Genomic DNA, 25,313 nt, shown 5'->3' on the forward strand with positions numbered 1-25,313 from the left:
ATACGGGGACTTGTCCCTGGCCTATTGGACCCCGCTCGCGGGATCCGTTTATCAGGAGAAGCCAAATGGCCCTCAGCGTCGAAGAAAAAGCTCAAATTGTTGCCGATTACCAGCAAGCCGCCGGCGATACCGGTAGCCCGGAAGTGCAGGTTGCTCTGCTGACCTTCAACATCAACAAGCTGCAAGGCCACTTCAAGGCCAACGATAAAGACCACCACTCCCGTCGTGGTCTGATCCGTATGGTCAACCAGCGTCGTAAGCTGCTGGATTACCTGAAGGGCAAAGACACCACTCGTTACAGCGCCCTGATCGGTCGCCTGGGCCTGCGTCGCTAATAGCGGTCTGGCCAGTGGTGTTGCATGGCGTGTCGCATGCATCGGCAGGGTTGCCCGGCAACCCTGGCGTTGGACACGCCACGCGATCAGCGAGGTTGGCAGCCTGGTCCGTCGTGCGGTTTATCCGCCCGGCGCCAGGCTCCCAGCCTCGTGTTGTATCTGGACGGTCAATGGGGCCGATTCCCCGTTCTGCCCAAGAATTCGCAAGAACCAGTTCCCCCAAGAGCCACTGAAGAAGGTAGGAAACCGTGAACCCGGTAATCAAGAAATTCCAGTTCGGTCAATCGACCGTAACCCTCGAAACGGGCCGCATCGCCCGTCAGGCCACCGGCGCCGTGCTGGTCACCGTCGACAACGATGTCACCGTGCTGGTGACCGTGGTTGGCGCCAAGCAGGCTGATCCGGGCAAGGGCTTCTTCCCGCTGTCCGTGCACTACCAGGAAAAGACCTACGCCGCCGGCAAGATCCCAGGCGGTTTCTTCAAGCGTGAAGGCCGTCCTTCCGAGAAGGAAACCCTGACCTCGCGCCTGATCGACCGTCCGATCCGCCCGCTGTTCCCTGAAGGCTTCATGAACGAAGTCCAGGTCGTCTGCACCGTGGTTTCCACCAGCAAGAAGACCGATCCGGACATCGCCGCGATGATCGGTACCTCGGCTGCCCTGGCTATCTCCGGCATTCCGTTCGAAGGCCCGATCGGCGCCGCCCGCGTGGCCTTCCATGAAAGCACCGGCTACCTGCTGAACCCGACCTACGAGCAACTGGCTGCCTCGAGCCTGGACATGGTCGTTGCCGGTACCTCCGATGCGGTACTGATGGTTGAGTCGGAAGCCAAAGAGCTGACCGAAGACCAGATGCTGGGTGCCGTACTGTTCGCCCACGACGAATTCCAGGCTGTCATCCAGGCTGTCAAAGAGCTGGCTGCCGAAGCGGCCAAGCCGACCTGGGACTGGAAACCTGCTGCGGCCAACACCGAGCTGTTCAACGCCATCCGTGCCGAGTTCGGCGAAGCCGTTTCCCAGGGCTACACCATCACCGTCAAGGCTGACCGTTACGCCCGCCTGGGCGAGCTGCGCGATCAGGCGATCGCCAAGTTCTCCGGTGAAGAAGGCCAGCCTTCGGCTGGTGAAGTCAAAGACATCTTCGGCGAAATCGAATACCGCACCGTTCGCGAAAACATCGTCAACGGCAAGCCGCGTATCGACGGTCGCGACACCAAGACCGTGCGTCCGCTGAACATCGAAGTCGGCGTTCTGCCGAAGACCCATGGTTCGGCGCTGTTCACCCGCGGCGAAACCCAGGCCCTGGTCGTCGCGACCCTGGGTACTGCCCGTGACGCCCAGCTGCTGGACACCCTCGAAGGCGAGAAGAAAGACCCCTTCATGCTGCACTACAACTTCCCGCCGTTCTCGGTGGGCGAGTGTGGTCGCATGGGCGGTGCCGGCCGTCGCGAAATCGGCCACGGCCGTCTGGCCCGTCGTTCGGTCCAGGCCATGCTGCCGGCCGCCGACGTGTTCCCGTACACCATCCGCGTGGTGTCGGAAATCACCGAGTCCAACGGTTCCAGCTCCATGGCTTCGGTCTGCGGCGCCTCGCTGGCCCTGATGGATGCCGGCGTGCCGATGAAAGCCCCGGTTGCCGGTATCGCCATGGGTCTGGTCAAGGAAGGCGAGAAGTTTGCCGTCCTGACCGACATCCTCGGTGACGAAGACCACCTGGGCGACATGGACTTCAAGGTAGCCGGTACCGCCAAGGGCGTCACCGCGCTGCAGATGGACATCAAGATCAACGGCATCACCGAAGAGATCATGGAGATCGCCCTGGGCCAGGCCCTGGAAGCGCGCCTGAACATCCTCGGCCAGATGAACCAGATCATCGGCGAGTCGCGTACCGAGCTGTCGGCCAACGCCCCGACCATGATCGCGATGAAGATCGACACCGACAAGATCCGTGACGTCATCGGCAAGGGTGGCGCCACCATCCGCGCCATCTGCGAAGAGACCAAGGCTTCGATCGATATCGAAGACGACGGCTCGATCAAGATCTTCGGCGAGACCAAGGAAGCCGCGGACGCTGCCAAGCAGCGCATCCTGGGCATCACCGCCGAGGCCGAGATCGGCAAGATCTACGTCGGCAAGGTCGAGCGCATCGTCGACTTCGGCGCCTTCGTCAACATCCTGCCGGGCAAGGACGGCCTGGTGCACATCTCCATGCTGAGCGATGCTCGCGTCGAGAAGGTCACCGACGTGCTGAAGGAAGGCCAGGAAGTCGAAGTGCTGGTACTGGACGTGGACAACCGCGGCCGTATCAAACTGTCGATCAAGGACGTTGCCGCTGCCAAGGCATCGGGCGTCTAAGCCTCACCAGGCTGACAGGAAGGACCCTTCGGGGTCCTTTTTTTATGCCTGTGGCTTTGTCTTGTGGACTTGCATCTTGCATGCAGGATTTTGCCCGGGCTTGCAAATTGCACGATCATCGCTGTCGGTTAGAATTGATAAGCTGTTGATTTATAAGAATTAATATTTATTAGGAAAGCTGGCACACGCCCTGCAACATCACTTCTACCTGACGCCAGGAACTACGGCGCAGACCTTTCGAAAAACAGGAGTGACCCACATGAAGAAGTTCGCCATTGCTGCCGCTACTGCCACCGCTCTGACCCTGACCATGGCTAACGCGGCGTTCGCTGCCCAGTCCACCCAGGCCCCGATGACGCTGGCGGCCGGTGAGGTGACCAAAGCCAAGGAAGCTACTTCCGACACCTGGATCACCACCAAGGTGAAGGCTGACCTGATGACCGAGAAAGGCGTGCCAGGCAGTGACATCAAGGTCGAAACCAACAAAGGCGTAGTGTCCCTGTCCTCGGACGTGGCCATTACCGACGCGCAGAAGGATATGGCAGTCGCCATCGCCAAGAAGATCAAGGGCGTCCAAGCCGTCTCGGCTGATGGCCTGAAGTCCGAGTAAGGAATGTCCCGTCGGCCAAAAGGATTTGGCCACCCCTTCAAGCACAAGCCCCGGCATCTGCCGGGGCTTTTACTTGCGCTTCCCTGTAGGAGCGGCCTTGTGCCGCGAAAGGGGCGCACAGCGGCCCCAGGTTCTGAGCCACCATCGAATTGCCGGGGCTGCTGTGCAGCCCTTTCGCGGCACAAGGCCGCTCCTACACAAGGCGTTATAGCGCCGGATTACGTGCGATCACATCGCTCTCGAAGCACACCTGTTCCACGATCAAAGGCTCCACCAAAGGCCTGCTGTCCCGGAAATGCGCCGTCTGGGTATGGGCCTCATATGCAGCGTCGTCCTGGTAGATCTCGTACAGGTAGATCACATCCGGACTCTCCCGATCCTGGGCCACATCGAACACCAGGCAGCCCGGCTCGGTGGCCACCGAAGCGGCGGCATTGGCCTTGATCGCCGTCAGGAAAGCTTCGTCAGTACCGGGTTTCACACGTGTCTTGATAAACAGGCAGTACACAGGAAGCTCCTTTTGTTTTAGATTCTGTTTTGAATTGTATACAAAAAAGGAGCCTTGCTCATGTCCGAACTACCTGCCCGCCCAGGTCGCCTGAATGGCCTGCGTCATATTGCCTTGCTGGTCCCCAACCTGGAGGAATGCGAGCGCTTCTACGTGGATGTGCTGGGCATGGAGGTGCTGAACCGCGCCAACGAAGACCTGGTCTACCTCACCTGCGGTAACGATAACCTGTCGCTGGGACGTGGCGCCGGAGCGGCCAACGGGCTGCAGACCCTGGATCACTATGGATTCATCGTCGACAGCGTGGAGGAACTCGAAGCCTGGTATCAGTACTTCAAGGCCCACGGCGTGACGCTGCTGGATCGCCCCTTCAATCATGGCGATGGTGCCCGCAGCTTCCATTTGCTGGACCCTGCGGGGAACAAGGTGCAGCCGTTGTATCACCCGGCGGTATCGGGGCAGCGGCTGGTCTGATGGTATCGATTGCCTGTGCTGCCCTCATCGCCGGCAAGCCGGTGATGAGGGTGACTCGGTAATGAAGGGTTACTCGGCATCCAGATGCATCGGTGTCACCACTCGGCCATCGCTCTCTGCCTGGCCGAGATTGGTGTCGATGAAGTACACCCGGTCATCCTCCAGCTGGCCCTTGTCCACCAGGTAGTCCTTGATGCTGCTGGCGCGTTCCTGGCCGAGTGTGCGCAGCAGCGCGGCGCTTTCCGCCCAGGACTTGATAACCGCCTCGCGCAGCTTGGCGCTGCGTTCGTCACGCCCCAGCTTCTCCCACTCGGCCGGTGGCTGCTGCTTGAGACGGGTACGGTAGATGCCTTCGAGCATCGCCGGCTTGTCGCTATCGTCCACCACCAGCAGCGAGGCGTTGGCCGGTACCTTGTCGCCGCGGCGCTGGAGGATCTTGTACCAGGTGGCCTGGTACTCGCGCTCCAGGCGCTGCTGGGCGATCAGCGGGCCGTCACTGCTCTGGGCGGCGGTGCCCTCGATCTCCAGGCGCAGCTCAGGGCGCTCTTTCAGGGCCGAAGCGAGCTTGTCCAGGGACGCCTGCACTTCAGGGGTAAGGTCGCTGGAGCCTGCCGCGAACGAGACGTTGCCCAAATCTTCCGAACCGCCGCCGGCGACCAGCCCGCCGAGCAGCTTGAACGGCGCCTGGGCCGCGCGCAGCACCAGGTTGCGCAGGGTCTGCCAGACGATCGGCATCACGCTGAACTGCGGGTTGTTGAGGTCGCCCGATACCGGCAACTCGATGGAGATCCTGCCTTCGGTGTCCTTGAGCAGGGCGACGGCCAGGCGGATCGGCAGGTCCACGGCGTCCGGGCTGTCGACCTTCTCGCCCAGTTGCAGCTGTTCGATCACCACCTTGTTCTCGGCCTTGAGCTGGCCGTTGGTGATCAGGTAGTGCAGGTCGAGGTTCAGCCGGCCCTTGCGGATGCGCATGCCCGCGAACTTGCCGGAGTAGGGGGTGAGCGTGGTCAGCTCGACACGCTTGAAGCTGGTGGCGATGTCCAGGCTGGCCAGCGGGTTGAACGGGTTGAGCGCACCTTTGATGGTGACCGGTGCGTAGCGGTCCACCTTGCCCTTGATATCCACCTTGGCCGGCAACGGCTTGCGGTTGTCGATGGTACCGATCTGGCCGTTGAGCTGCTGTACGGCAGTGGCGAAGTTGGGGGTCAGGGTCAGGTCCGCGAAGTTGGCCGAACCATCGTTGATACTGATCTGGCCGATACGGATGCCCAGTTCCTTGCCGCCGCTGGACGCGGCCGGCTTGCTCGGCGCCGCGGCTGGCTTGTCCGCGGGTTGCGGGATCAGCAGGTCGTCGACGTTGGTGGTGCGGTCTTCGTTGATGATGAAGCGCGCATAGGGTTGCAGCAGGGTAACCTTGTCGATCGACAGGGCATCGCCGTGCACATAGGACAGGCCGTCGACGTTGACCTGCTGCCATTTGACGAAATCGCGGTTCTTGATGGTGTCCAGGGTGTGCAGCTGGTTGGCCTGGGCCTTGCCGGTGATGCTGAAGGCCAGTGGCTCGGTGCTCTTGAGGTCGACCTTGAGGTCGCTGGAGAGCATGCCGCTGCGCAGTTCCAGGCGGATGAACGGGCTGATGTAGGCCTGGGCCACCCGCAGGTCGATGTCGCGGGTGGCGACGTCGAGTTTCGCGCTGACTGGCGCCAGGTTGACCTGACCCGCGGCCTGCAACTTGCCTTGCTTGCCCACGCCGGTGTCGAGCTTGAGGGTGAAGGGTGACTGGTTGAGGCTGTCGAAGTTCTGCAGGTCGAGGTTGAGTGGGCCGACATCCAGGGCCACGGGCTCTTTCTGGCTACGGTCAGCCAGGTGAATGAGGTAGTTGCGCGCCTGCACGTCCTTGAGCAGCACCTGCCAGGGTTTGCTCGGCTCCTTGGCGGCCTGTTGTTCCGGAGTCGGTTCGGCGGCTGCGGGTTCTGCCTTTTCCTTGGGCGTGGGCTTGGCCGGCTGGCTGGCGAACAGCTTCTGCCAATCGAGCTGGCCGTCCTTCTCCAGGGCCGCCCAGGTCTCCAGCTTCTCACTGCGGATCTTGCCGACGGTGACCAGCTGTTTGGCCAGGTCGATGGAGGTCTCGCTCACCTCCAGGCTGGCCAGGCGGGCCAGCGGGCGCCCGTCCGGGGCCTGGATGGCGAAGGGCGCGACCCGCACCGAGGTGTTGTCGAGCAGCAGCTCGGTTTCCTTGGCGAGGTTGAGCTTGTAGTGGGTGTCGAGGCTGACCATGCCGTCTTCCAGCACCAGCGGCACGGCGTCGCGCACATAAGGCCAGAACAGCTTCATCTTGCCGTCGGTGACCTTGAGGGTGCCTTCGGAGGCGATCGGCGACAGGCTCAGGGTGCCGCTCCAGTCGATGCGCCCACCAGCCGGGCCGTTGGCCACCAGGGTCATGTCGGCGTTGTCGTCGGGCAGGGTACTGAGGTTCTTCAGCTCCAGGTTCATCGAGTCGTAAAGGAACTCGATTGGCTCGCTCGGGCGCAGGTCCTGGAAATGCAGGTAGCCTTCGCTGAGCTTGATGCTGGCGATGCGCAGCGGGAATGGGTCGCTTGGCGGCTCCTCCGGCTTGGGCTCGCTGGGCGGGATCTTGAACAACTGGGCCAGGTTGAGGCTGCCGTCCTTGGCGAACAGCAGCTCGGTGCGCGGCTTGTCCAGCTCCACGGCGTCCAGGCGCAGGGCCTTGGTCCACAGGCTGTCGAGGGACAGGTTGGCATACAGGCGCTCGAAGCCGACCTGCTCCTTGCCGGGCTCGCCAATCTGCAGGCCCCAGAGGGTCAGTTCAAGGCTGAACGGGTTGAGCTCGATGCGCTGCAGGTGCGCCGGCACCGTGGCGTATTGCGCCAGTTGCTGGTTGGCGATGCGCAGGGCGACACCGGGGAGAATGAAAAAGCCGAGCAGGCCGTACAGGGCCACGAGGGCCAGCAGTGCGCCGATAGCGCGGGTCAATCCTTTGGGCATGTGTCGCATCGTCTGTATCAGGCTGGAGTGCTTGGAGTATGGCACGTTAAATCGGTTCCGATGAACGGAGCAAAATACCTCATTCGATGCCCATGCGCCGCCGTGCGCGGTGCGCCGAACCGTCGCGCATGGCCCAGCGCAGCACCGGGGCGGTGTTGTTAAGGCCCAGGCGGATCATGCGCCGCTCGAACGCGCCCTGGTGCAGGCCGAGCATTTCGCTGGCCCATTCGGGCAGCAGGTCGATGCCGGCGTTGAGCATCAGCTTGCCCACCGGCTCGGCCATCCGGCTGGGCGCCGGGGCCTTGAGCAGGATGTCCATCACCTCCAGGCTGCGCGCGTCGCACTGCAGTTGCGGGCGCATGCGCCGCAGGTACTCGTCGACCTCGGCGCAGGAGCGTGGCACGTCACGTGCGCCGAGGCGCTCGGCGATCAGCGCGATCTCGTCGTAGTAGGCGTCCTGCTCGGCGCGTGGCAGGCGAGGATTGCGATAACGCAGGTGGGCGGCGAGGAAGCTGCTGACTTCGGCCACATGCACCCAGGTCAGCAGGTCGGGGTCGCTCGCCGCATAGGGACGGCCATCGGGCGCGGTGCCGGTCACCTTGAGGTGGATGGTGCGAACCTTGTCGATCAGCCACTCGGCGTCGCGGGTCGAGCCGAAGGTGGTGCCGGAGATGAACTGGCTGGTACGGCGCAGGCGTCCGAGCAGATCCTGGCGGAAGTTCGAATGGTCCCACACCCCGGCCAGTGCCAGCGGGTGCAGCAGTTGCAGCATCAACGCGCTGATACCGCCCACCAGCATGCTGGGGAAGTCGCCATGTACCTGCCAGCTGATGCTCTTTGGGCCGAACAGGCCGGGATCACCCTTGGGCGATTCCAGGTCGAGCTGGCCGAGGGCCAGCCCGGTGAGGCTCATGACCTGGGTTTCGATGCGACGACGTAGGACTTCCATGGCGACCTGTGCTGGCCGCCATGGCGGCCGTCTATGAATTGAGGCGTATGTCCATTGGCCTGGCGTCTCCCGGGCCGGCGGGGGCGTGCGTCTCGAGCGCGCCTCCGTGGATATGATAAACCGTGGGCTCCTCGGAAAAATACGGTGTGAGGTGGGCCATGAAGACCTGGTGGTCTTCGCTGGTCTCGAAGCCAGGCGTGTGATCCTCGAGGGATTGCCACTGTACGATCAGGTTGAAGTGATGGGGTGTTTCGATCCCTTGCGCGAGCAGGTGGCTGAGGTACCCTTTGGCCCGACTGAGCAGAGGGGCGACTTCGGCGAAGGCGTGCCTGAAACTGTCGATGCGCGCCTGCTGGATGGGAAGAATGGCGATTTCGTAGATCATGGCGGTCCTCATGATTGGGTTGGGCGAGGGGGCGTCAAGCGTTGCTGGGTTCGGCCGCAGGCACGACCGCAATGGCGATCTTTCCTTGCAGGCCATTGTTGGGGCTTTGCAGCCGGGCATGGGCGAGCGCAACGTCGGCCAGGGGATAGATGGCGCCCACATGTGGCCGCAGTTGTCCGCGCTCGACCAGCGCGCTCAGCTCATCGAGCTTGCCGCGCTGCTGCCGGGTGAAGACGAAGTGATAGCTCGCGTTCTTGCCCCAGGCCTGAATGAGGTTCTGTGGTTGCGCGATGTCCACGATCGACACCACGCGCCCCAACTGGGCCAGGGCGTCCGGGCTGCGAGACAGGGTATCGCCGCCAATGGTGTCGAATACCACGTCGACGCCATGGCCTGCGGTTTCCTTGAGGATGACATCGACATAGTCCTGGCGCTCGTAGTCGATGACCACATCGGCGCCCATGCGTCGCGCGAATTCGGCATTCGCTTCGCGTACCGTGGTGAAGACCCTGGCGCCCATGGCCTTGGCCAGCTGGATCGCCACATGGCCGACGCCGCCGGCACCGCCATGCACCAGGATGCTCTCGCCCACCCTGAGCGCCGCGCGGACCACCAGCGCCTCCCAGGCCGTGCCGCCGACCAGGCTCAGGCTTGCCGCCTCGAGATGGCTCAGCGACGGCGGCTTCCGGCCGACGATGCCTTCGGCGGCGACGTGGTATTCGGCATAGCTGCCCGCGCCCTCGAAGATCTGCGGGGTGTACCACACCTCGTCACCGGGGCTGAACGCCGTCACCCCAGGCCCGACGGCCTCGACGACGCCGGAGACGTCGTGCCCGGTGATGGCCGGCAGCGGCACCAGGTCGGGATAGTCGCCGCGACGCACCTGGTAGTCCAGCGGATTGACGGAGGTGGCATGCACCCTGACCAGTACCTGCCCGGCCTTTGGCACCGGCTTGGCGATGTCACGATAGACGAATGCATCCGGGCCGCCGAAGGCATCCAGTATCAACGCTTTCATGGTGTTTCCTCGCTTCTATAAAAAGGGATATCGAGAAATGTCGATATATAAAGTGAGATCAAGCTGCTTTTCTGTTTCTGGGCGCCTGGCAGGCACCTCGGGGATTGCTCCTTGATTTCGTTAAAACGGGATATCGAGAAATATCGATATAGTGAGGTAAAAGCAAACCCTACAGGTCGCTCCCGATCAGCTCGGCGAGCGCGCTGATGGCTGCTTCGTTGCGCTTGTAGTAGGTCCACTGGCCAATGCGGCGGACCTCGACCAGGCCTGCACGCTGCAGGGTGGCCAGGTAGTCGGACACCGTTGACTGCGACAGCCCCACGCCTTCCTGGATACTGCTCACACAGACACCCACGGTGTGAACGTCACCTTCGTCCTGTGGAGGAAAGTGATTCACCGGGTCTTTCAAGCCTTTGAGGATCTCGAGGCGTGTGCGGTTCGAGAGTGCCTTGAATACGTCGAGCAGTTCCATGACGCGATAATATCGGTATTTACCGATATGTCAATTCACCGCAGGACGGCCGGCAGCGGCCGCCCTGCGAAGCGGCCTATTGGTTCAGGCGTTTGTCGATCAGGCCCTGGACCACGCTCGGGTCGGCGAGGGTGGAGGTGTCGCCCAGGTTGTCCAGTTCATTGCAGGCGATCTTGCGCAGGATGCGCCGCATGATCTTGCCCGAGCGGGTCTTGGGCAGGGCAGGGGCCCACTGGATCAGCTCGGGTTTGGCGAAGCTGCCGATCTCCTTGCTGACCAGGGCCAGCAGTTCGGCCTTGAGCGCGTCGTCCGGCGTCACGCCGTTCATGGGAGTGACGAAGGCATACACACCCTGGCCCTTGAGGTCGTGGGGATAACCCACCACGGCGGCCTCGGCGACGCTGTCGTGCAGCACCAGGGCGCTCTCCACCTCGGCGGTGCCGATACGGTGGCCGGAAACATTGATCACATCGTCGATGCGCCCGGTGATCCAGTAGTCGCCATCGGCATCGCGGCGGGCGCCGTCGCCGGTGAAGTAGTAGCGGGGCATCGGCTTGAAGTAGGTGTCGACCATGCGCTGGTGGTCGCCGTAGACGCTGCGGATCTGCCCGGGCCAGCTGGCCTTGATCGCCAGCAGCCCGGCGCCGGGGCCTTCGATCAGCTTGCCTTTGTCGTCCAGCAGTACCGGTTGCACGCCGAACATCGGCTGGGTGGCGCAGCCCGGCTTGAGCCGTGGCGTGCCGGGGAGGGGGGTGAGCATGATGCCGCCGGTCTCGGTCTGCCACCAGGTGTCGACGATGGGGCAGCGTTTCTTGCCGACCTCTTCGAAATACCATTCCCAGGCTTCCGGGTTGATCGGCTCGCCGACGCTGCCGAGCAGGCGCAGGGTCTCGCGTGAGGTGCCCTGCAAGGGGCCGGCACCTTCGCGCATCAGCGCGCGCAGGGCGGTGGGCGCGGTGTAGAAGATGTTCACCCGGTGTTTGTCGACCACTTGCCAGAAGCGCGAGGTGTCGGGGTAGTTGGGCACGCCCTCGAACATCAGCGAAATCGCGCCGTTGGCCAGTGGGCCATAGACGATATAGCTGTGGCCGGTGACCCAGCCGACGTCGGCGGTGCACCAGAACACCTCGCCGTCGCGGTAGTCGAACACGGTCTTGAAGGTCATGGTCGCCTGCAGCAGGTAGCCGGCGGTGGTGTGCAGCACGCCCTTGGGCTTGCCGGTGCTGCCCGAGGTGTAGAGGATGAACAGCGGATCCTCGGCGTTCATCGGCTCGGCCGGGCAGTCGTCAGCGGCCTTTTCCGTCACCTCGTGATACCAGAGATCACGCCCTTCGCTCCAGGCCACCTCAGCGCCGGTACGCTTGATCACGAATACGCTGCTCACCGCCGGGCAACTGGCGAGGGCCTTGTCGACGTTCTGCTTGAGCGGAACGCGCTTGCCGCCACGCACGCCTTCGTCAGCGGTGATCACGGTGCGGCAGTCGGCGTCGAGGATGCGGTCGCGCAGGGCGTCGGGGGAGAAGCCGCCGAACACCACCGAGTGGATGGCGCCGATGCGCGTGCAGGCGAGCATGGCGTAGGCGGCCTCGGGGATCATCGGCATATAGATGCACACCCGGTCGCCTTTGTTCACACCACGGGCTTTCAGGGCGTTGGCCAGGCGGCAGACCTGGCGGTGCAGTTCGCGGTAGCTGATGGCCTTGCTGTCCGCGGGATCGTCGCCTTCCCAGAGCAGGGCGGTTTGCTCGCCGCGCTGGGCCAGGTGGCGATCGATGCAGTTATGGCTGACGTTGAGCTGGGCGCCGTCGAACCAGCGGGCGCTGCCGGTGTTCAGGTCGCATTGCTGCACGCTTGACCAGGGCTTGATCCAGTCCAGGCGCTTGGCCTGTTCGGCCCAGAAGGCGTCGGGATCATCCACCGACTGGCGGTAGAGGCGGCGGTATTCGTCGTCGCTGAGGGTGGCGGACTGGCTCACGGCCAGGGCCTGGGGATAGTCGCGGATATCGAACATGGCGGGTGGTCCTGCTCTTGTTAGGGGCGAGGGACTGCAACGGCTATTCGATGGACAGTGTAGCTAGAGGTGATGTTCCTTGAGGATCATGGTGTCCGTGTAGGAGCGGCCTTGCGCCGCGAAAGGGCCGCGAAGCGGCCCCATGATGATTGCCGGGGCCGCTGTGCGGCCCTTTCGCGGCACAAGGCCGCTCCTACACAAAGAGCGGCTGTGTAGCGTCAGCCGCGGTGACGGCCGCGGAAGTAGTTGATCAGGCCCTGGGTGGAGCCGTCCTCGGCGTTGTCCTCCTGGGCGCCCACCAGGCGCTGGTACACGCCCTTGCCCAGTTCCTTGCCCAGCTCCACGCCCCACTGGTCGAAGGCGTTGATGCCCCAGACCACGCTCTGCACGAACACCTTGTGCTCGTACATCGCCACCAGCGCACCGAGGCGGCGCGGGCTGATGCGCTCGACCACCAGGGTGTTGCTCGGGCGGTTGCCCGGGATCACCTTGTGCGGCGCCAGCTTGGCGATATCGGCCTCGTTCAGGCCCTTGGCGCGCAGTTCTGCCTCGGCTTCCTCGCGGGTCTTGCCGAGCATCAGCGCCTGGCTCTGCGACAGGCAGTTGGCGTACAGCCACTGATGGTGGTCCGCCACCGGGTTGAAGCTCACCACCGGGACGATGAAGTCGGCCGGGATCAGCTGGGTGCCCTGGTGCAGCAACTGGTGGTAGGCGTGCTGGCCGTTGCAGCCGACGCCGCCCCAGATCACCGGGCCGGTTTCGGTCTTCACCGGGGTGCCATCCTGCAGCACGCTCTTGCCGTTGGATTCCATGTCCAGTTGCTGCAGGTGCTTGGTGATGTTGCGCAGGTAGTGGTCGTACGGCAGGATCGCATGGGCCTGGGCGCCCCAGAAGTTGCCGTACCACACGCCGAGCAGGGCCAGCAGCACCGGCATGTTCTTCTCGAACGGCGCGGTCTGGAAGTGCTGGTCCATGGTGTAGGCGCCGGACAGCAGTTCCTTGAAGTTGGCGGTGCCGATGGCCAGGGCGATCGGCAGGCCGATGGCCGACCATAGCGAGTAGCGCCCGCCGACCCAGTCCCACATCGGGAAGATGTTCTCTTCGCGGATGCCGAAGGCCACGGCCGCAGCCTTGTTGCTCGAGACGGCGATGAAGTGGCGGTACAGCTCGGCTTCCGAACCGCCCTGGGCCAGGTACCAGGTGCGCGCGGCCTGGGCGTTCTTCAGGGTTTCCAGGGTGTTGAACGACTTCGACGAGACGATGAACAGGGTGGTCTCGGCGCGCAGGTTGGCCGACAGCTCATGGAACTCGCTGCCGTCGATGTTCGCCAGGTAGTGGCAGCGCACGCCGCGCTGGGCGTAGGGCAGCAGCGCCTCGGAGACCAGCTCGGGGCCGAGGAACGAGCCGCCGATGCCGATGTTGACCACGTCGGTGATCGGTTTTTCGCTGTAGCCGCGCCACAGGCCGTCGTGGATGCGGCCGACCAGTTCGGTGATCTGGTTCAGCACCTTGTGCACTTCCGGCATCACGTTGACGCCGTTCACGCTGAGCTTGTCGCCGACCGGGCGGCGCAGGGCGGTGTGCAGCACCGGACGGCCTTCGGAGGCGTTGATGATCTCGCCGCTGAACATCGACTTGATGGCCGCTTCCAGGTCGACGTCCTTGGCCAGGTTCACCAGCAGGTCACGGGTCTGCTCGGTGATCAGGTTCTTCGAGTAGTCGAGGAACAGGCCGCAGCTGCTCAAGGAGAACTGCTCGAAGCGCTTGCCGTCGGCGGCGAAGGCTTCGCGCATGCTGAAGCCCTGCATGGCGTCGCGGTGTTGCTGAAGCGCCTGCCAGGCGGGCAGCGCCGTCACATCGTGGGGGGTACGGTAATACGCCATTGCGGGTGGTTTCCTTGGTGCATGGTCAGGCTTGGACAGCGGCATTCGTTGCCGGTTGCAAGCTGGACATTATAGGCATTGGCAGGAAACCGGGAATGGGTGAGGCAAGCGAGGAGGATGAAAATTGTCACGAGGGTGATCGTGAGAGCTGGCTTTGTGACAGCAGACTTCGTGAGGTTGAGCGTCGTGGGAGCGGGCTTGCCCCGCGATTGCGGTTGCCTGGGCAGGCGCTATCGCGGGGCAAGCCCGCTCCCACGGGTCATATCAGGCGCTCTGCTCTTCCAGGTGCAGGTAGATGTTGTCGATCAGCCGGGTGTTACCCAGGTACGCCGCGGCGATCACCACCAGGTCACGGTCGTCGATCAGCGCCGGACGCAGCGTCAGGGCGTGGCGCACTTCCAGGTAGTCCTTGCGCAGGCCTGCCGCTTCCAGTTGCGCCTGGCCCTCGGCGATCAGCGCCGCGAAGTCGCGTTGGCCACGGCGCAGGGCGTCGGCGATGCCGCTCAGGGTGCGATACAGCACCGGGGCGGTGGCTCGCTGCTCCGGCGTCAGGTAGCCATTGCGCGACGACAGCGCCAGGCCGTCCTCGGCGCGCACGGTCGGCTCGCCGATGATCTGGATCGGCATGTTCAGGTCGCGCACCATGGCGCGGATCACCGCCAGTTGCTGGAAGTCCTTTTCGCCGAACACGGCCAGGTCTGGCTGGACCATGTTGAACAGCTTGCTGACCACCGTCGCCACGCCTTCGAAGTGTCCGGGGCGGCTGGCGCCGCACAGGCCTTCGGACAGTTGCGGCACGCTCACCCGGGTCTGCACCGCCATGCCGTCGGGGTACATCTCCTCGACGGTGGGGGCGAACAGCAGGTGGCAGCCGGCCTGCAGCAGTGTTTCCTGGTCGGCGGCGAGGGTGCGGGGATACTTGTCCAGGTCCTCGCCCGCGCCGAACTGCAGCGGGTTGACGAAGATGCTGGCGACCACGAAGTCGGCGCGCTGGGCGGCCTTGGTCACCAGGGCGGCGTGGCCGCTGTGCAGGTTGCCCATGGTCGGCACGAAGGCGATGCGCTTGCCTTCGCCACGGGCGCGGGCCACGGCGGCACGCAGTTCACGGACGGTCTTGACGGTATTCATGCGCTGAACCCATGCTCGCTGCCAGGGAAGCTGACGTCCTTGACCGCACGGACATAGGCGGCCAGGGCACTCTGGATGTCCGGCTGGCCGGCCATGAAGTTCTTCACGAACTTCGGCACGCGGCCGCTGAGCGACAGTCCGAGCATGTCATGCAGGACCAGCACCTGGCCATCGGTGGCGCTGCCGGCGCCGATGCCGATCACCGGAATGCCCACCGCCTGGGTAATCTCCGCCGCCAGCTCGCTGGGCACGCACTCGAGCAGCAGCATGGCCGCGCCGGCCTGCTCCAGGGCGATGGCGTCGGCGCGCATCTGGCGGGCCTGGGCTTCCTGGCGGCCCTGGACCTTGTAGCCACCCAGCACGTTGACCGTCTGCGGGGTCAGTCCCATGTGCGCACACACCGGCACACCGCGCTCGGCCAGCAGGCGGATGGTCTCGCCCAGCCAGGCGGCGCCCTCGATCTTGAGCATGTGGGCGCCGGCGCGCATCAGTTCGGCGGCGTTGGCGAAGGCCTGTTCGGGGGTGGCGTGGGCCATGAACGGCAGGTCGGCGAGGATCAGCGCGCCATCGTTGCCGCGCTTGACGCAGGCGGTATGGTAGGCCATGTCGCGGTTGGTGACCGGCAGGGTGCTGTCATGGCCCTGCAGGACCATCCCCAGGGAGTCGCCCACCAGCAGGACTTCCACGCCGGCTTGGCTGGCGGCCTTGGCGAAGGTCGCGTCATAGCAGGTCAGCATGGTGATTTTTTCGCCCTTGGCCTTCAGGCCATGCAGGGTGGTCAGGGTTACTTCAGGCATGTAGGGGAATCCTCGTTCAGGCGCTGTGAACAACAACTGCGTACAACGCGTGTATTCATCTTCCGGAGCGGCACATCATCGTCTGTGATGTTCGGGCACAGGTCCGTCCGGGCCTAAATGGGTGATTGCGGCAGAGTGGCGCCGCGGGACGCCTATAGTCGTGAGCGAGGTGGGGGAAGTCAACCAGCCGTGTTACCGCATTGTTACGGTACCGGTGTTACTGGCGTTACCGCCGTCGGAAACGCCCGAATTACAGGCGTTCCAGGCCGACGAACGGACAGTCTTCGAGCAACTGCGCCAGGGCGCGGCCGTCGGCGAGGCGGAATTCGGCGGGCACCAGCTCGGCGAGCGGGTAGAGCACGAAGGGGCGTGCGTGCATGTGGTAGTGCGGCACCTGCAGGCGCGGCACGTCAATGACCCGGTCACCGAACAACAGCACGTCGAGGTCGAGGGTGCGTGGGCCCCAGCGCTCCTGGCGCACGCGGCCCTGGTCGTTCTCGATGGCTTGCAGCGCGTCGAGCAGGTCCAGCGGCGCCAAGGCCGTGTCGATGGCCGCCACTGCGTTGGTGTAGCGCGGCTGGCCGGGCAGCAGGGAGTCGCTGGTGTAGAGCGCCGAGGCCGCCGCCAGGCGGGTATCGGCGATCAGGTCCAGCGCCTGCAGGGCGCTGCGCAGCTGCTCGGCGGGTTCATCCAGGTTGCTGCCCAGGCCGATGAACGCACGGGTGTTCATGCTCAGTCCCAGGCCTGCTCGTCATCACGCTTGCGTTTGCCGCCGCTGCGCTTGCGCTTGCGTGGGCCGGCAGTGCCGCCGTCGTCACGGCTGCCGAGCTCGCGGATCATGTCGCGGCGCTGGCTGTCGTTGGCGTCCTGGTAGTCGGTCCACCACTCGCCCAGGCCGTCGGTTTCCTCGCCGGCGCTTTCACGCAGCAGGAGGAAGTCGTAGCCGGCGCGGAAGCGCGGGTTGTCCAGCAGCATGTCGGCGCGTTTGCCACTGCGTCGTGGCAGGCGCTCCTGCATGTCCCAGATCTCGCGGATCGGCAGGGTGAATCGCTTGGGGATGGCAATGCGTGCGCATTGTTCGGCGATCAGGTCGTGGGCCGCGCCGTTCATGGCAGGGATCGGCGGCACGCCTTGGCTCTGCAGGTACAGCACGCGGCCCGGCAGGGCCGGCCAGAGCAGGGCGGCGAAGAGGAATGCCGGGGTCACCGGTTTGCCCTGCTTGACGCGCAGGTCGGTGTTGCTCAGGGCCTGGCTGATCAGGGTGTGGGTGTAGGTCGGGCGTTCTTCCAGGGCCTGGCTGCTGGCCGGGAACAGCGGCTCGAACAGTTGCAGGTCGACCAGCATCTCGAAGGTGATCGCGCCTTGGCCGTTGAGGAACAGCTTGAGGCACTCCTCGAACAGGCGTGCCGGCGGAATGTCACGCAGCATGGGCGCCAGTTCGCGGATCGGTTGCACAGTGTGCTTCTCGATGCCGAAGTCCAGCTTGGCGGCGAAGCGCACGGCGCGCAGCATGCGTACCGGGTCTTCCTGGTAGCGGTGCGTCGGGTCGCCGATCAGGCGCAGCAGGCGGTTACGGATGTCGTGGACACCGTTGGCGTAGTCGAGGATGCGCTCGCTGACCGGGTCGTAGTACAGGGCGTTAATGGTGAAGTCGCGGCGTTGCGCGTCTTCTTCCAGGGTGCCGTACACGTTGTCGCGCAGGATGCGGCCGCTGGCATTGTGCGACGAGCGGTGGCTATCGGACTGGTCTTCATCCGAGTGCGGGGCACGGAAGGTCGCGACCTCGATGATGTCACGGCCGAAATGCACGTGCACCAGCTTGAAACGCCGGCCGATGATGCGGGCGTTGCGGAACTCCGCGCGGATCTGCTCGGGGGTGGCGCTGGTAGCGACGTCGAAGTCCTTGGGCGTGATGCCCAGCAGCAGGTCGCGCACGCAGCCACCGACCAGGTAGGCCTGGTAACCGGCTGCCTGCAGACGCTCGACGATGCCCACGGCATGGCGGCTGAACTGGCTGCGCTGCAGCGAGTGCTGGCTCTTGTTGATCACTTCAGGCGTGGTGCGCCTGTGGTGCTGGCCACGGACGGGCGGGCGGAACGACTGGAACAGCTTCTTCAGCATGGGATGCACTGTTTGAAGGAATGATCGGCCAAGGATAGGAGAATGGCCGCATGATGGGCGGGGATTCTAGCATTTACTGGGGGAATGGTGTAGGCGGTGTGGCAAGGGCGATGCGAAAGGGAGAAACGACATGGGGAGCCGAAGCTCCCCATCAAAGTCGTTGCGTGCTCTTATTGTTTTTTTGCCGGGCTTCTTGTTTTTGTTGAATGCCCTGTCCACAAATCTCGAAGCTTGTGGACGACCCCCAAACCGGGGGTGAAGAGCAAACGGATTGCTTTGGTCGCCGAGTTGATGCTGATCTGTCGATCCAATCAGTTCAGGTGCTGCTTTTTAGTGCAGTTTTTGTTGTTCTCTGCCTGATCGTGGGGCAAGCCCCAAACACAACGCCTCTCCAAAAGAATCAGTTAGCTGCGCCTCCGCCGTCTTGTTCTTATTGTGCGTGAGCCGTTTCGTCTTGTTCTTATTCTGAGTTGCAGTGCTTGTTATTGTTCTTGTACCAGACATATAGCAGGTGCCGTGCCAACTTTTGAAAACCCAATGAAATCGGGGGTTTCAGCGGTTCAGACAGGTTTTTGGGCGGGGCAAATGTAGAAATTTCGTTACCTTACGCCTCGGGGGATGTTACGGCTGACAGGGTGGGTAACAGATTTTTGCGGGAACTGATGTGTTACCGCACAAACGCATCGCGGAGCTAGCCCGCTCCCACGGACCAGGCAAGGCTGGCGTGGGAGCGGGCTGGCCCCGCGATCGGATTACATAGAATCAATTGTCGCTGGTGGCGTTGCTCTTGCGTCGCGGGATACCCAGGCGCTGGCGGCGTTCCCACAGGCATTTGCGGCTGACGCCCAGCTTGCGCGCCAGCTCGGTCTCGGTCATGTGGTCCTGGTGCTCGAGGACGAAATGCTGGAAGTAGTCCTCCAACGACAGGTCCTCGGTCGGCTCGTGGCTGGCGTTGTTGGCGCTGGCCAGGCTTGGCAGGCTGTCCAGCACGTCATCGTCTTCCAGGTCGCTCAGCTCGATATCGATGCCCAGCAGGTCGGCGGAAATTTCCGCGCTCTCGCTGAGAATCACTGCGCGCTCCACGGCGTTTTCCAGTTCGCGCACGTTGCCCGGCCAGCTGTAGTGACGGATGGCCTGCTCGGCCTCGTGGGAGAAGTGCAGGTCGTCGCGGCCGATGCGTGCGCTCTGGCGGGCAAGGAAGGCATTGGCGATCTCGTTGACGTCGCTGCCGCGCTCGCGCAGGGCTGGCAGTTTCAGGGCGATCACGTGCAGGCGGTAGTACAGGTCTTCACGGAACTGCCCGGCCTTGGCCAGGTTCTTCAGGTCGCGGTGGGTCGCGGCGATCAGGCGCACATCGACCTTCTGCGACTGCACCGAACCGACCCGGCGGATCTCGCCTTCCTGCAGTACGCGCAGCAGGCGGGCCTGGGCTTCCAGGGGCAGTTCGCCGATCTCGTCGAGGAACAGCGTGCCGCCGTCGGCGGCCTCGACCAGGCCCGCGCGCCCGGCGCTGGCGCCGGTGAACGCGCCCTTCTCGTGGCCGAACAGTTCCGACTCGATCAGGGTTTCGGGGATCGCCGCGCAGTTCACCGAGATCATCGGTGCCTTGGCCCGGCGCGAGAGGTTGTGCAGGGCTCGGGCGACCAGCTCCTTGCCGGTGCCCGACTCGCCCTGGATCAGCACATTGGAGTCGGTCGGGGCGACCTTGCGAATCTTGACGTACATGTCCTGCATGGGCGGGCAGGAGCCGATGATGCCAATCTCGCCGTTGGCGGCCGCGCTACCTGCCTTGTCGCTGGCGGCCTTGCCGTTACCGGCGCGTGGCTCGGCGGCAGGCGCGGCGGCTGGAGCGTTCTGCCGGTCGCGCAGGATGCGGGCCACGGCCTGGAGCATCTCGTCGTGGTCGAAGGGCTTGGCGATGTAGTCCACCGCGCCCATCTTCATCGAGTCCACCGCCGAGCGCAGGCTGGCGTAGCTGGTCATGATCAGCACCGGGGTGCCCTGGCCGAGCTTGATCAGCTCGGTGCCCGGGGCGCCCGGCAGGCGTAGGTCGCTGACGATCAGGTCGAAGGTGGCAATGCTGAAGCGTTCCTGGGCTTCCTGCACCGAGCCGGCTTCGCTGACCTGGTACTGGTTCCGTTCGAGCAGGCGACGCAGGGCCGAACGGATGATGGTTTCGTCTTCGACGATCAGAATATGCGGCATTGATTCAATTCTCTCGACGGTCTCGAATTTCAGGGGACGTCGCTACGACATGCCGGGGCAGGGTCACGCGGATCCGGGTACCACGTTGGCGCTCGATGTCGGCCGGGCTGTCGATGGTGATTTGCCCATAATGCTCTTCCACGATGGAATAGACCAGAGCGAGCCCCAGTCCGGTTCCTTCGCCCGGGTCCTTGGTGGTGAAGAAGGGTTCGAAGAGGCGGTCCATGATGCTTTTCGGGATGCCGCTGCCTTCGTCCTCGACGATCAGGTCGACGGTGTGTTCGTTCACTTCACTGCGCACGCGCACGGCGCTGCCGGGCGGGGAGGCGTCGCGGGCGTTGGAAAGCAGGTTGATCAGCACCTGGGCCAGGCGCTGCGGGTCGCCCTCGACCCAGTGTTGCGGGTCGCAGAGGTTGAAGAACTGTACTTCGAAATTGCGCCGGTTCAATGCCAGCAGACCAATGGCGTCCTGCGCGACTTCGGCCAGGCACACCGGCTCTTCGCTGTTCTGCTGGCTACCGCCGGCATGGGCGAAGCTCATCAGCGACTGGACGATGCGCGACACGCGCTTGGTCTGCTCGAGGATCTGGCTGGACAGCTCGATGATCTCGCCGTCGTCCTCGCGTTCCTCGCGCAGGTTCTGCGCCAGGCAAGCGATGCCGGTGATCGGGTTGCCGATCTCGTGGGCCACGCCCGCCGCCAGGCGACCGATGCTGGCCAGGCGTTCGGAGTGCACCAGCTTGTCTTCCAGCGCCTGGGTCTCGGTGAGGTCCTCGACCAGCAGCACCAGGCCGCTGTTGCCCGGGGCCAGCGGTTCGTCGATGGCCGCCTTGTGCAAGTTGAGCCAGCGTGGCTGGCCATCGAGGGCCAGGCGCTGCTTGTGCAGGTGCTCGTCGGGCACGTTGATGAAACCTTGCAGCAGGCCGCGCCAGGGTTCGCCGATGGTCACCAGGCGCGAACCGACCACGTGCTTGGCGGCGATCCCGGTGAGCTCCTCCATGGCCTTGTTCCACATCAGGATCTCCTGGTCCTTGGCCAGCGAGCACACGCCCATGGGCAGTTCCTGCAGGGTCTGGCGGTGGTAGCGGCGCAGGGCGTCGAGCTCGGCGGCAAGGCCGGTCAGGCGTGAGTGGTAATCCTCGAGTCGGCTCTCGATGAAGTGGATGTCCTCGGTGACGTAGTTCTCGTTGCCGGACTTGTAGGGCAGGAAGGTCTCGACCATGTCCTGGGCCACGCTCGGGCCCATCAGGCCGGAGAGGTTGGCCTCGATGCGGTCGCGCAGGCGGCGCAGGGCGTAGGGACGGCGCTCGTCGAAGGGCAGGTAGAGGTCGCGCAGGGCCTGTTCCACCTCTTTCTGTGCGGCCTTGGCGCCCAGCGGCTTGGCCAGTTGGGTGGCGAACTCCTGGGGCGAGGCGGCATGCAGCTCGCGGCGCTGCGGGCGACGCACGTTATCCACTGCGCAGGCCTCGGCGGCGCTGACCTCTTCGCTGCTGGCGTTGGTGAACAGCGAGATCAGGGTGAACAGCAGGACGTTGGCTGCCAGCGAGGCGATGGCCGCCATGTGCCAGCTGGTGTCGTCCAGCACGTAGATCATGTCCAGTAGCGGGATATAGAAGCCCTGCAGGTTGCCCAGCAGCGGCAGCAGCATGGTCACCATCCACACCAGCATGCCGGCCAGCAGCCCGGCGATGAAACCGCGGCGGTTGGCGGTCGGCCAGTACAGCACCGAAAGCACGCCGGGCAGGAACTGCAGGGTGGCGACGAAGGCGACGATGCCCAGGTTGGCCAGGCTCTGGTGGGTGTTCTGGGTCAGGTAGAAAATGAAGCCGGCGGTGATGATGGCGACGATCAGCGCCCGGCGGGTCCATTTCAGCCAGCGGTAGATGTTGCCTTCGGCCGGCGGCTGGTACAGCGGCAGTACCAGGTGGTTCAGGGCCATGCCCGACAGCGCCAGGGTGGTGACGATGATCAGCCCGCTGGCGGCCGACAGCCCGCCGACATACGCCAGCAGCGCCAGCGCTTCGTTGTTGGCGGCAATGCCCAGGCCCAGGGTGAAGTACTCGGGGTTGGTGCTGGCGCCCAGGCGCAGGCCGGCCCACAGCACCAGTGGCACGGCCAGGCTCATCAGCAGCAGGAACAGTGGCAGGCCCCAGCTGGCGCTGACCAGCGAGCGTGGGCTCAAGTTCTCGGTGAAGGCCATGTGGTACATGTGCGGCATGACGATCGCCGAGGCGAAGAACACCAGCAGCAGGGTGCGCCACGGCCCCTCCTGCAGTGGGGTGTGCAGGGCGGCGAGGGCGGTCTGGTTCTGCAGCAGCCAGACTTCCAGGCTGTGGGGGCCGCCGAACACGCCGTACAGCGCGTAGAGGCCGACGCCGCCGAGGGCCAGTAGCTTGATCACCGATTCGAAGGCGATGGCGAACACCAGGCCTTCATGCTTCTCGCGGGTGGCGATATGGCGCGAGCCGAAGAAGATGGTGAACAGCACGATCAGCACGCAGAAGGCGAACGCCACCCGCGCCTTGACCGGTTCGCCGGTGAGGATGCTGATCGAGTCGGCCACCGCCTGGATCTGCAGGGCCAGCAGCGGCAGCACGCCAATCAGCATGAAGATGGTGGTCAGCGCGCCGGCCCAGGTGCTGCGAAAGCGAAACGCCAGCAGGTCGGCCAGCGACGACAGCTGGTAGGTGCGGGTGATCTTGAGGATCGGGTAGAGCAGCACCGGCGCCAGCAGGAAGGCCCCGGACACCCCCAGGTAGCAGGCGAGGAAGCCGTAGCCGTACTGGTAGGCCAGGCCGACCGAGCCATAGAAGGCCCAGGCACTGGCGTAGACGCCCAGCGACAGGGTGTAGGTCAGGGGGTGGCGGATGACCGCGCGCGGGATCAGCCCGCGTTCGCTGATCCAGGCCACGCCGAACAGCACCAGCAGGTAGGCGGCGCTGATCAGGATCATCTGGGTCAGGCTAAAGCTCATCGGCATCTCGTTGGCTCTGCAGGATGAAGGTGACGACGATCAGGATCAGCCAGAGCAGGTAGGGGCGGTACCAGGCTCCGGTCGGTTCGATCCACCAGTCCATGATGGCCGGGGAGAACAGGTAGATCCCCACGACCAGAAGCAGGACCAAACGATAGATGTACATGCTGGCCTCGATGGGTTGGGCGCTGCGGGCTTGGACTTATTATTGGCGCAAATGGCTGGGGCGATGCTAGCGGGAATCGGTGCGGTTCGCCAAGGGGTTGAATTTGTTGGGCTTTTGATTTTGCTGAAACGCAGGGCTTGCTGTCTTGCGCGGTCCCTGTAGGAGCGGCCTTGTGCCGCGATGGGGCGCGTAGCGGCCCCAGGTTTTCAGTGTTGCCTCAGATATTGCCGGGGCTGCTTTGCAGCCCATCGCGGCACAAGGCCGCTCCTACAGGGATCGCGTTGGCCGGTCGAACCAGGGCATCAGCGCAATTCAGCTTCGGGCACTGTCATTTGCCGGGCAATATTCTCCGGCCGCCACTGCTGCCGCGCCACCGCCAGCACCTCGGCCGGGCTGGCCCCCGCCAGTGCCGGATCGGCCTGCTGCCCCAATGCCCGCAGGGCACGCAGCAGCAACGGCGTCGCCTGGTCCGCCTCCAGCGGTGGCGAGCGGTACGACTTGCCCAGCTTGTGCCCGTCCGGCTGCACGATCAATGGAATGTGCAGGTAACGCGGCTGCGAGAACCCCAGCAACTCCTGCAGGTACAGCTGGCGCGGCGTGTTGTCCAGCAGGTCGGCGCCGCGCACGATATCGGTAACCCCCTGCCAGGCATCGTCCAGCACCACCGCCAGCTGGTAGGCATACAGCCCGTCGCGACGCTGGATGACGAAGTCGCCCACCTCGCGGCCCAGGTGCTGCTCGAACGTGCCCTGGACCCGATCGCTGAATCGATAGATCAGCTCCGGCACCCGCAGGCGGATCGCCGCGCCTTCGCGGGCGTGCCCGGCGTTGCGGCAAAAGCCTGGGTAGATGCCGTTGTGCCCTTCCAGCTGCTTGCGCGAGCAGCTGCAGGCATAGGCCAGGCCCATGTTGAACAGGCGGTCGACCACCGCGGCATAGGCATCGTGGCGCTGGCTCTGGAACACCACCTCGCCGTCCCACTCCAGCCCGTAGCGCTCCAGCGTCTGCAGGATCGCGTCACGGGCGCCGGGCATCTCCCGGGGCGGGTCGGTATCTTCCATGCGCAGCAGCCAGCGGCCGTTCACGGCGCGGGCGTCAAGCCAGGAGGCGAGGGCGGCGACCAGCGAGCCGAAGTGCAGGAAGCCACTGGGGGTGGGGGCGAAGCGGCCGATGTAGCGGGAGTCGTTCATGGATTGCACAGCTATATAAATGAAGACGGGGCGTACCCGTCGTAGAAAGCGGGCAAGCCCGCTTCCACAACCGATACGCCCCGTCTGCGAGGGTCCGGGATCAGCCTTTACCGACAGTCTTTTCCTTCTTCTCTGCAATTTCCTTGCAGTCGAAGCACAGGTCGGCGGTCGGACGGGCCTCGAGGCGGCGCAGGCCGATCTCGATGCCGCAGGAGTCGCACCAGCCGTACTCGTCGGCCTTGATCTTGTCGAGGGTCTTGTCGATCTTCTTGATCAGCTTGCGCTCGCGATCGCGGTTGCGCAGCTCCAGGGCGAATTCTTCTTCCTGGCTGGCACGGTCCGCCGGGTCGGGGAAGTTGGCTGCTTCGTCCTTCATGTGGTCCACGGTGCGATCCACGCTGACCATCAGCTCGCCTTTCCAGGCGCTGAGCAGCTTGATGAAGTGCTTCTTCATGGGCTCGCCCATGTACTCTTCACCTTTGGCCTCTACGTAGGGCTCGACACCGTACATGGTCTGGACTTTTTGCTTTTCTACGGTGGACATGAATAGACCGCCTCTCACTCATCTGATCCAATGCGCAGGCTTGCTTCCATCTCCGGCGCCCGCCGGCCCTGCGACTGCGAGCCGCCGAACTTACCAGATAGATCCGGGGTGCGCTACCCCGCCCTATGCCTGCTTTTGACAGCGGCTTGACCGGCGCGTTCGTTGGCGTGCACAGGTAGAATC

At 64.2% G+C, this 25,313-nt stretch carries 21 protein-coding genes; 4 read left to right on the plus strand and 17 right to left on the minus strand.

What is annotated here, in order from left to right; genetic code table 11:
- Positions 1 to 65 precede the first annotated feature (65 nt).
- The 3 genes from rpsO to LU671_RS19600 all read left to right on the plus strand — a co-directional run bounded on the left by rpsO (position 66) and on the right by LU671_RS19600 (position 3,299).
- On the plus strand, positions 66 to 335 hold the full coding sequence (rpsO, locus tag LU671_RS19590) for a 30S ribosomal protein S15 (protein ID WP_203648087.1): 270 nt from the start codon (positions 66 to 68) through the stop codon (positions 333 to 335).
- A 248-nt stretch (positions 336 to 583) separates the two neighbouring features.
- Positions 584 to 2,689 (plus strand): polyribonucleotide nucleotidyltransferase, encoded by a 2,106-nt coding sequence (gene pnp, locus LU671_RS19595; RefSeq protein WP_232856606.1) that lies wholly within the window; start codon positions 584 to 586, stop codon positions 2,687 to 2,689.
- Between the two features lie 259 nt (positions 2,690 to 2,948).
- Positions 2,949 to 3,299 carry a BON domain-containing protein gene (locus LU671_RS19600; RefSeq protein ID WP_050706982.1) on the plus strand — a complete coding sequence of 117 codons (351 nt, stop codon included), beginning with the start codon at positions 2,949 to 2,951 and terminating at the stop codon, positions 3,297 to 3,299.
- Between the two features lie 205 nt (positions 3,300 to 3,504).
- Here LU671_RS19600 and LU671_RS19605 read toward each other — a convergent pair whose 3' ends face one another.
- Positions 3,505 to 3,807: a putative quinol monooxygenase gene (locus LU671_RS19605; protein WP_232856607.1), complete on the minus strand. Its 303-nt coding sequence runs from the start codon at positions 3,805 to 3,807 to the stop codon at positions 3,505 to 3,507.
- A 60-nt stretch (positions 3,808 to 3,867) separates the two neighbouring features.
- Between LU671_RS19605 and LU671_RS19610 the strand changes: the two genes are divergently transcribed.
- A complete protein-coding gene (locus tag LU671_RS19610) occupies positions 3,868 to 4,281 on the plus strand; it encodes a VOC family protein (protein ID WP_010955354.1) in 414 nt (137 codons plus the stop codon).
- Between the two features lie 69 nt (positions 4,282 to 4,350).
- On the opposite strand, the gene LU671_RS19615 is transcribed toward LU671_RS19610, so the two are convergent.
- The 16 genes from LU671_RS19615 to dksA form a co-directional block, all read right to left on the minus strand.
- Positions 4,351 to 7,287 carry a DUF748 domain-containing protein gene (locus LU671_RS19615; RefSeq protein WP_232856608.1) on the minus strand — a complete coding sequence of 979 codons (2,937 nt, stop codon included), beginning with the start codon at positions 7,285 to 7,287 and terminating at the stop codon, positions 4,351 to 4,353.
- Positions 7,288 to 7,366: 79 nt separating this feature from the next.
- Positions 7,367 to 8,236: an oxygenase MpaB family protein gene (locus tag LU671_RS19620; protein ID WP_232856609.1), complete on the minus strand. Its 870-nt coding sequence runs from the start codon at positions 8,234 to 8,236 to the stop codon at positions 7,367 to 7,369.
- A gap of 31 nt (positions 8,237 to 8,267) precedes the next feature.
- Positions 8,268 to 8,621: an antibiotic biosynthesis monooxygenase family protein gene (locus tag LU671_RS19625; RefSeq protein ID WP_203648082.1), complete on the minus strand. Its 354-nt coding sequence runs from the start codon at positions 8,619 to 8,621 to the stop codon at positions 8,268 to 8,270.
- A gap of 34 nt (positions 8,622 to 8,655) precedes the next feature.
- Positions 8,656 to 9,639, minus strand: coding sequence for a zinc-dependent alcohol dehydrogenase family protein (locus LU671_RS19630; protein ID WP_203648081.1), 984 nt, complete (start codon positions 9,637 to 9,639; stop codon positions 8,656 to 8,658).
- Between the two features lie 169 nt (positions 9,640 to 9,808).
- Positions 9,809 to 10,111: an ArsR/SmtB family transcription factor gene (locus tag LU671_RS19635; RefSeq protein ID WP_203648080.1), complete on the minus strand. Its 303-nt coding sequence runs from the start codon at positions 10,109 to 10,111 to the stop codon at positions 9,809 to 9,811.
- A 76-nt stretch (positions 10,112 to 10,187) separates the two neighbouring features.
- Complete coding sequence (gene acs, locus LU671_RS19640; RefSeq protein ID WP_232856610.1) at positions 10,188 to 12,122, minus strand: acetate--CoA ligase; 1,935 nt, start codon at positions 12,120 to 12,122, stop codon at positions 10,188 to 10,190.
- Between the two features lie 218 nt (positions 12,123 to 12,340).
- Complete coding sequence (gene pgi, locus LU671_RS19645; RefSeq protein ID WP_232856611.1) at positions 12,341 to 14,005, minus strand: glucose-6-phosphate isomerase; 1,665 nt, start codon at positions 14,003 to 14,005, stop codon at positions 12,341 to 12,343.
- Positions 14,006 to 14,269: 264 nt separating this feature from the next.
- Entirely contained in the window at positions 14,270 to 15,133 is an 864-nt protein-coding gene (gene panC, locus LU671_RS19650) for a pantoate--beta-alanine ligase (protein WP_232856612.1), read from the minus strand.
- A complete protein-coding gene (panB, locus tag LU671_RS19655) occupies positions 15,130 to 15,930 on the minus strand; it encodes a 3-methyl-2-oxobutanoate hydroxymethyltransferase (protein ID WP_110735118.1) in 801 nt (266 codons plus the stop codon). The genes panC and panB overlap by 4 nt, the downstream gene beginning before the upstream one ends.
- Before the next feature lie 250 nt (positions 15,931 to 16,180).
- Positions 16,181 to 16,660, minus strand: coding sequence for a 2-amino-4-hydroxy-6-hydroxymethyldihydropteridine diphosphokinase (folK, locus tag LU671_RS19660; protein WP_232856613.1), 480 nt, complete (start codon positions 16,658 to 16,660; stop codon positions 16,181 to 16,183).
- A 2-nt stretch (positions 16,661 to 16,662) separates the two neighbouring features.
- Positions 16,663 to 18,051, minus strand: coding sequence for a polynucleotide adenylyltransferase PcnB (locus LU671_RS19665; RefSeq protein ID WP_203648075.1), 1,389 nt, complete (start codon positions 18,049 to 18,051; stop codon positions 16,663 to 16,665).
- Positions 18,052 to 18,813: 762 nt separating this feature from the next.
- Positions 18,814 to 20,256, minus strand: coding sequence for a sigma-54-dependent transcriptional regulator (locus LU671_RS19670; RefSeq protein WP_203648074.1), 1,443 nt, complete (start codon positions 20,254 to 20,256; stop codon positions 18,814 to 18,816).
- A 4-nt stretch (positions 20,257 to 20,260) separates the two neighbouring features.
- Positions 20,261 to 23,236, minus strand: coding sequence for a sensor histidine kinase (locus LU671_RS19675; RefSeq protein ID WP_232856614.1), 2,976 nt, complete (start codon positions 23,234 to 23,236; stop codon positions 20,261 to 20,263).
- A complete protein-coding gene (locus tag LU671_RS19680) occupies positions 23,220 to 23,396 on the minus strand; it encodes a hypothetical protein (RefSeq protein WP_003250005.1) in 177 nt (58 codons plus the stop codon). The genes LU671_RS19675 and LU671_RS19680 overlap by 17 nt, the downstream gene beginning before the upstream one ends.
- A gap of 302 nt (positions 23,397 to 23,698) precedes the next feature.
- Entirely contained in the window at positions 23,699 to 24,586 is an 888-nt protein-coding gene (gene gluQRS / locus LU671_RS19685; protein ID WP_203648072.1) for a tRNA glutamyl-Q(34) synthetase GluQRS, read from the minus strand.
- 100 nt (positions 24,587 to 24,686) lie between these two features.
- Positions 24,687 to 25,130: an RNA polymerase-binding protein DksA gene (dksA, locus tag LU671_RS19690; protein ID WP_203648071.1), complete on the minus strand. Its 444-nt coding sequence runs from the start codon at positions 25,128 to 25,130 to the stop codon at positions 24,687 to 24,689.
- Positions 25,131 to 25,313: the final 183 nt, after the last annotated feature.

The sequence above is a fragment of the Pseudomonas sp. NMI760_13 genome (genome assembly GCF_021283245.1).
Classification (GTDB): Bacteria; Pseudomonadota; Gammaproteobacteria; order Pseudomonadales; family Pseudomonadaceae; genus Aquipseudomonas; species Aquipseudomonas peradeniyensis.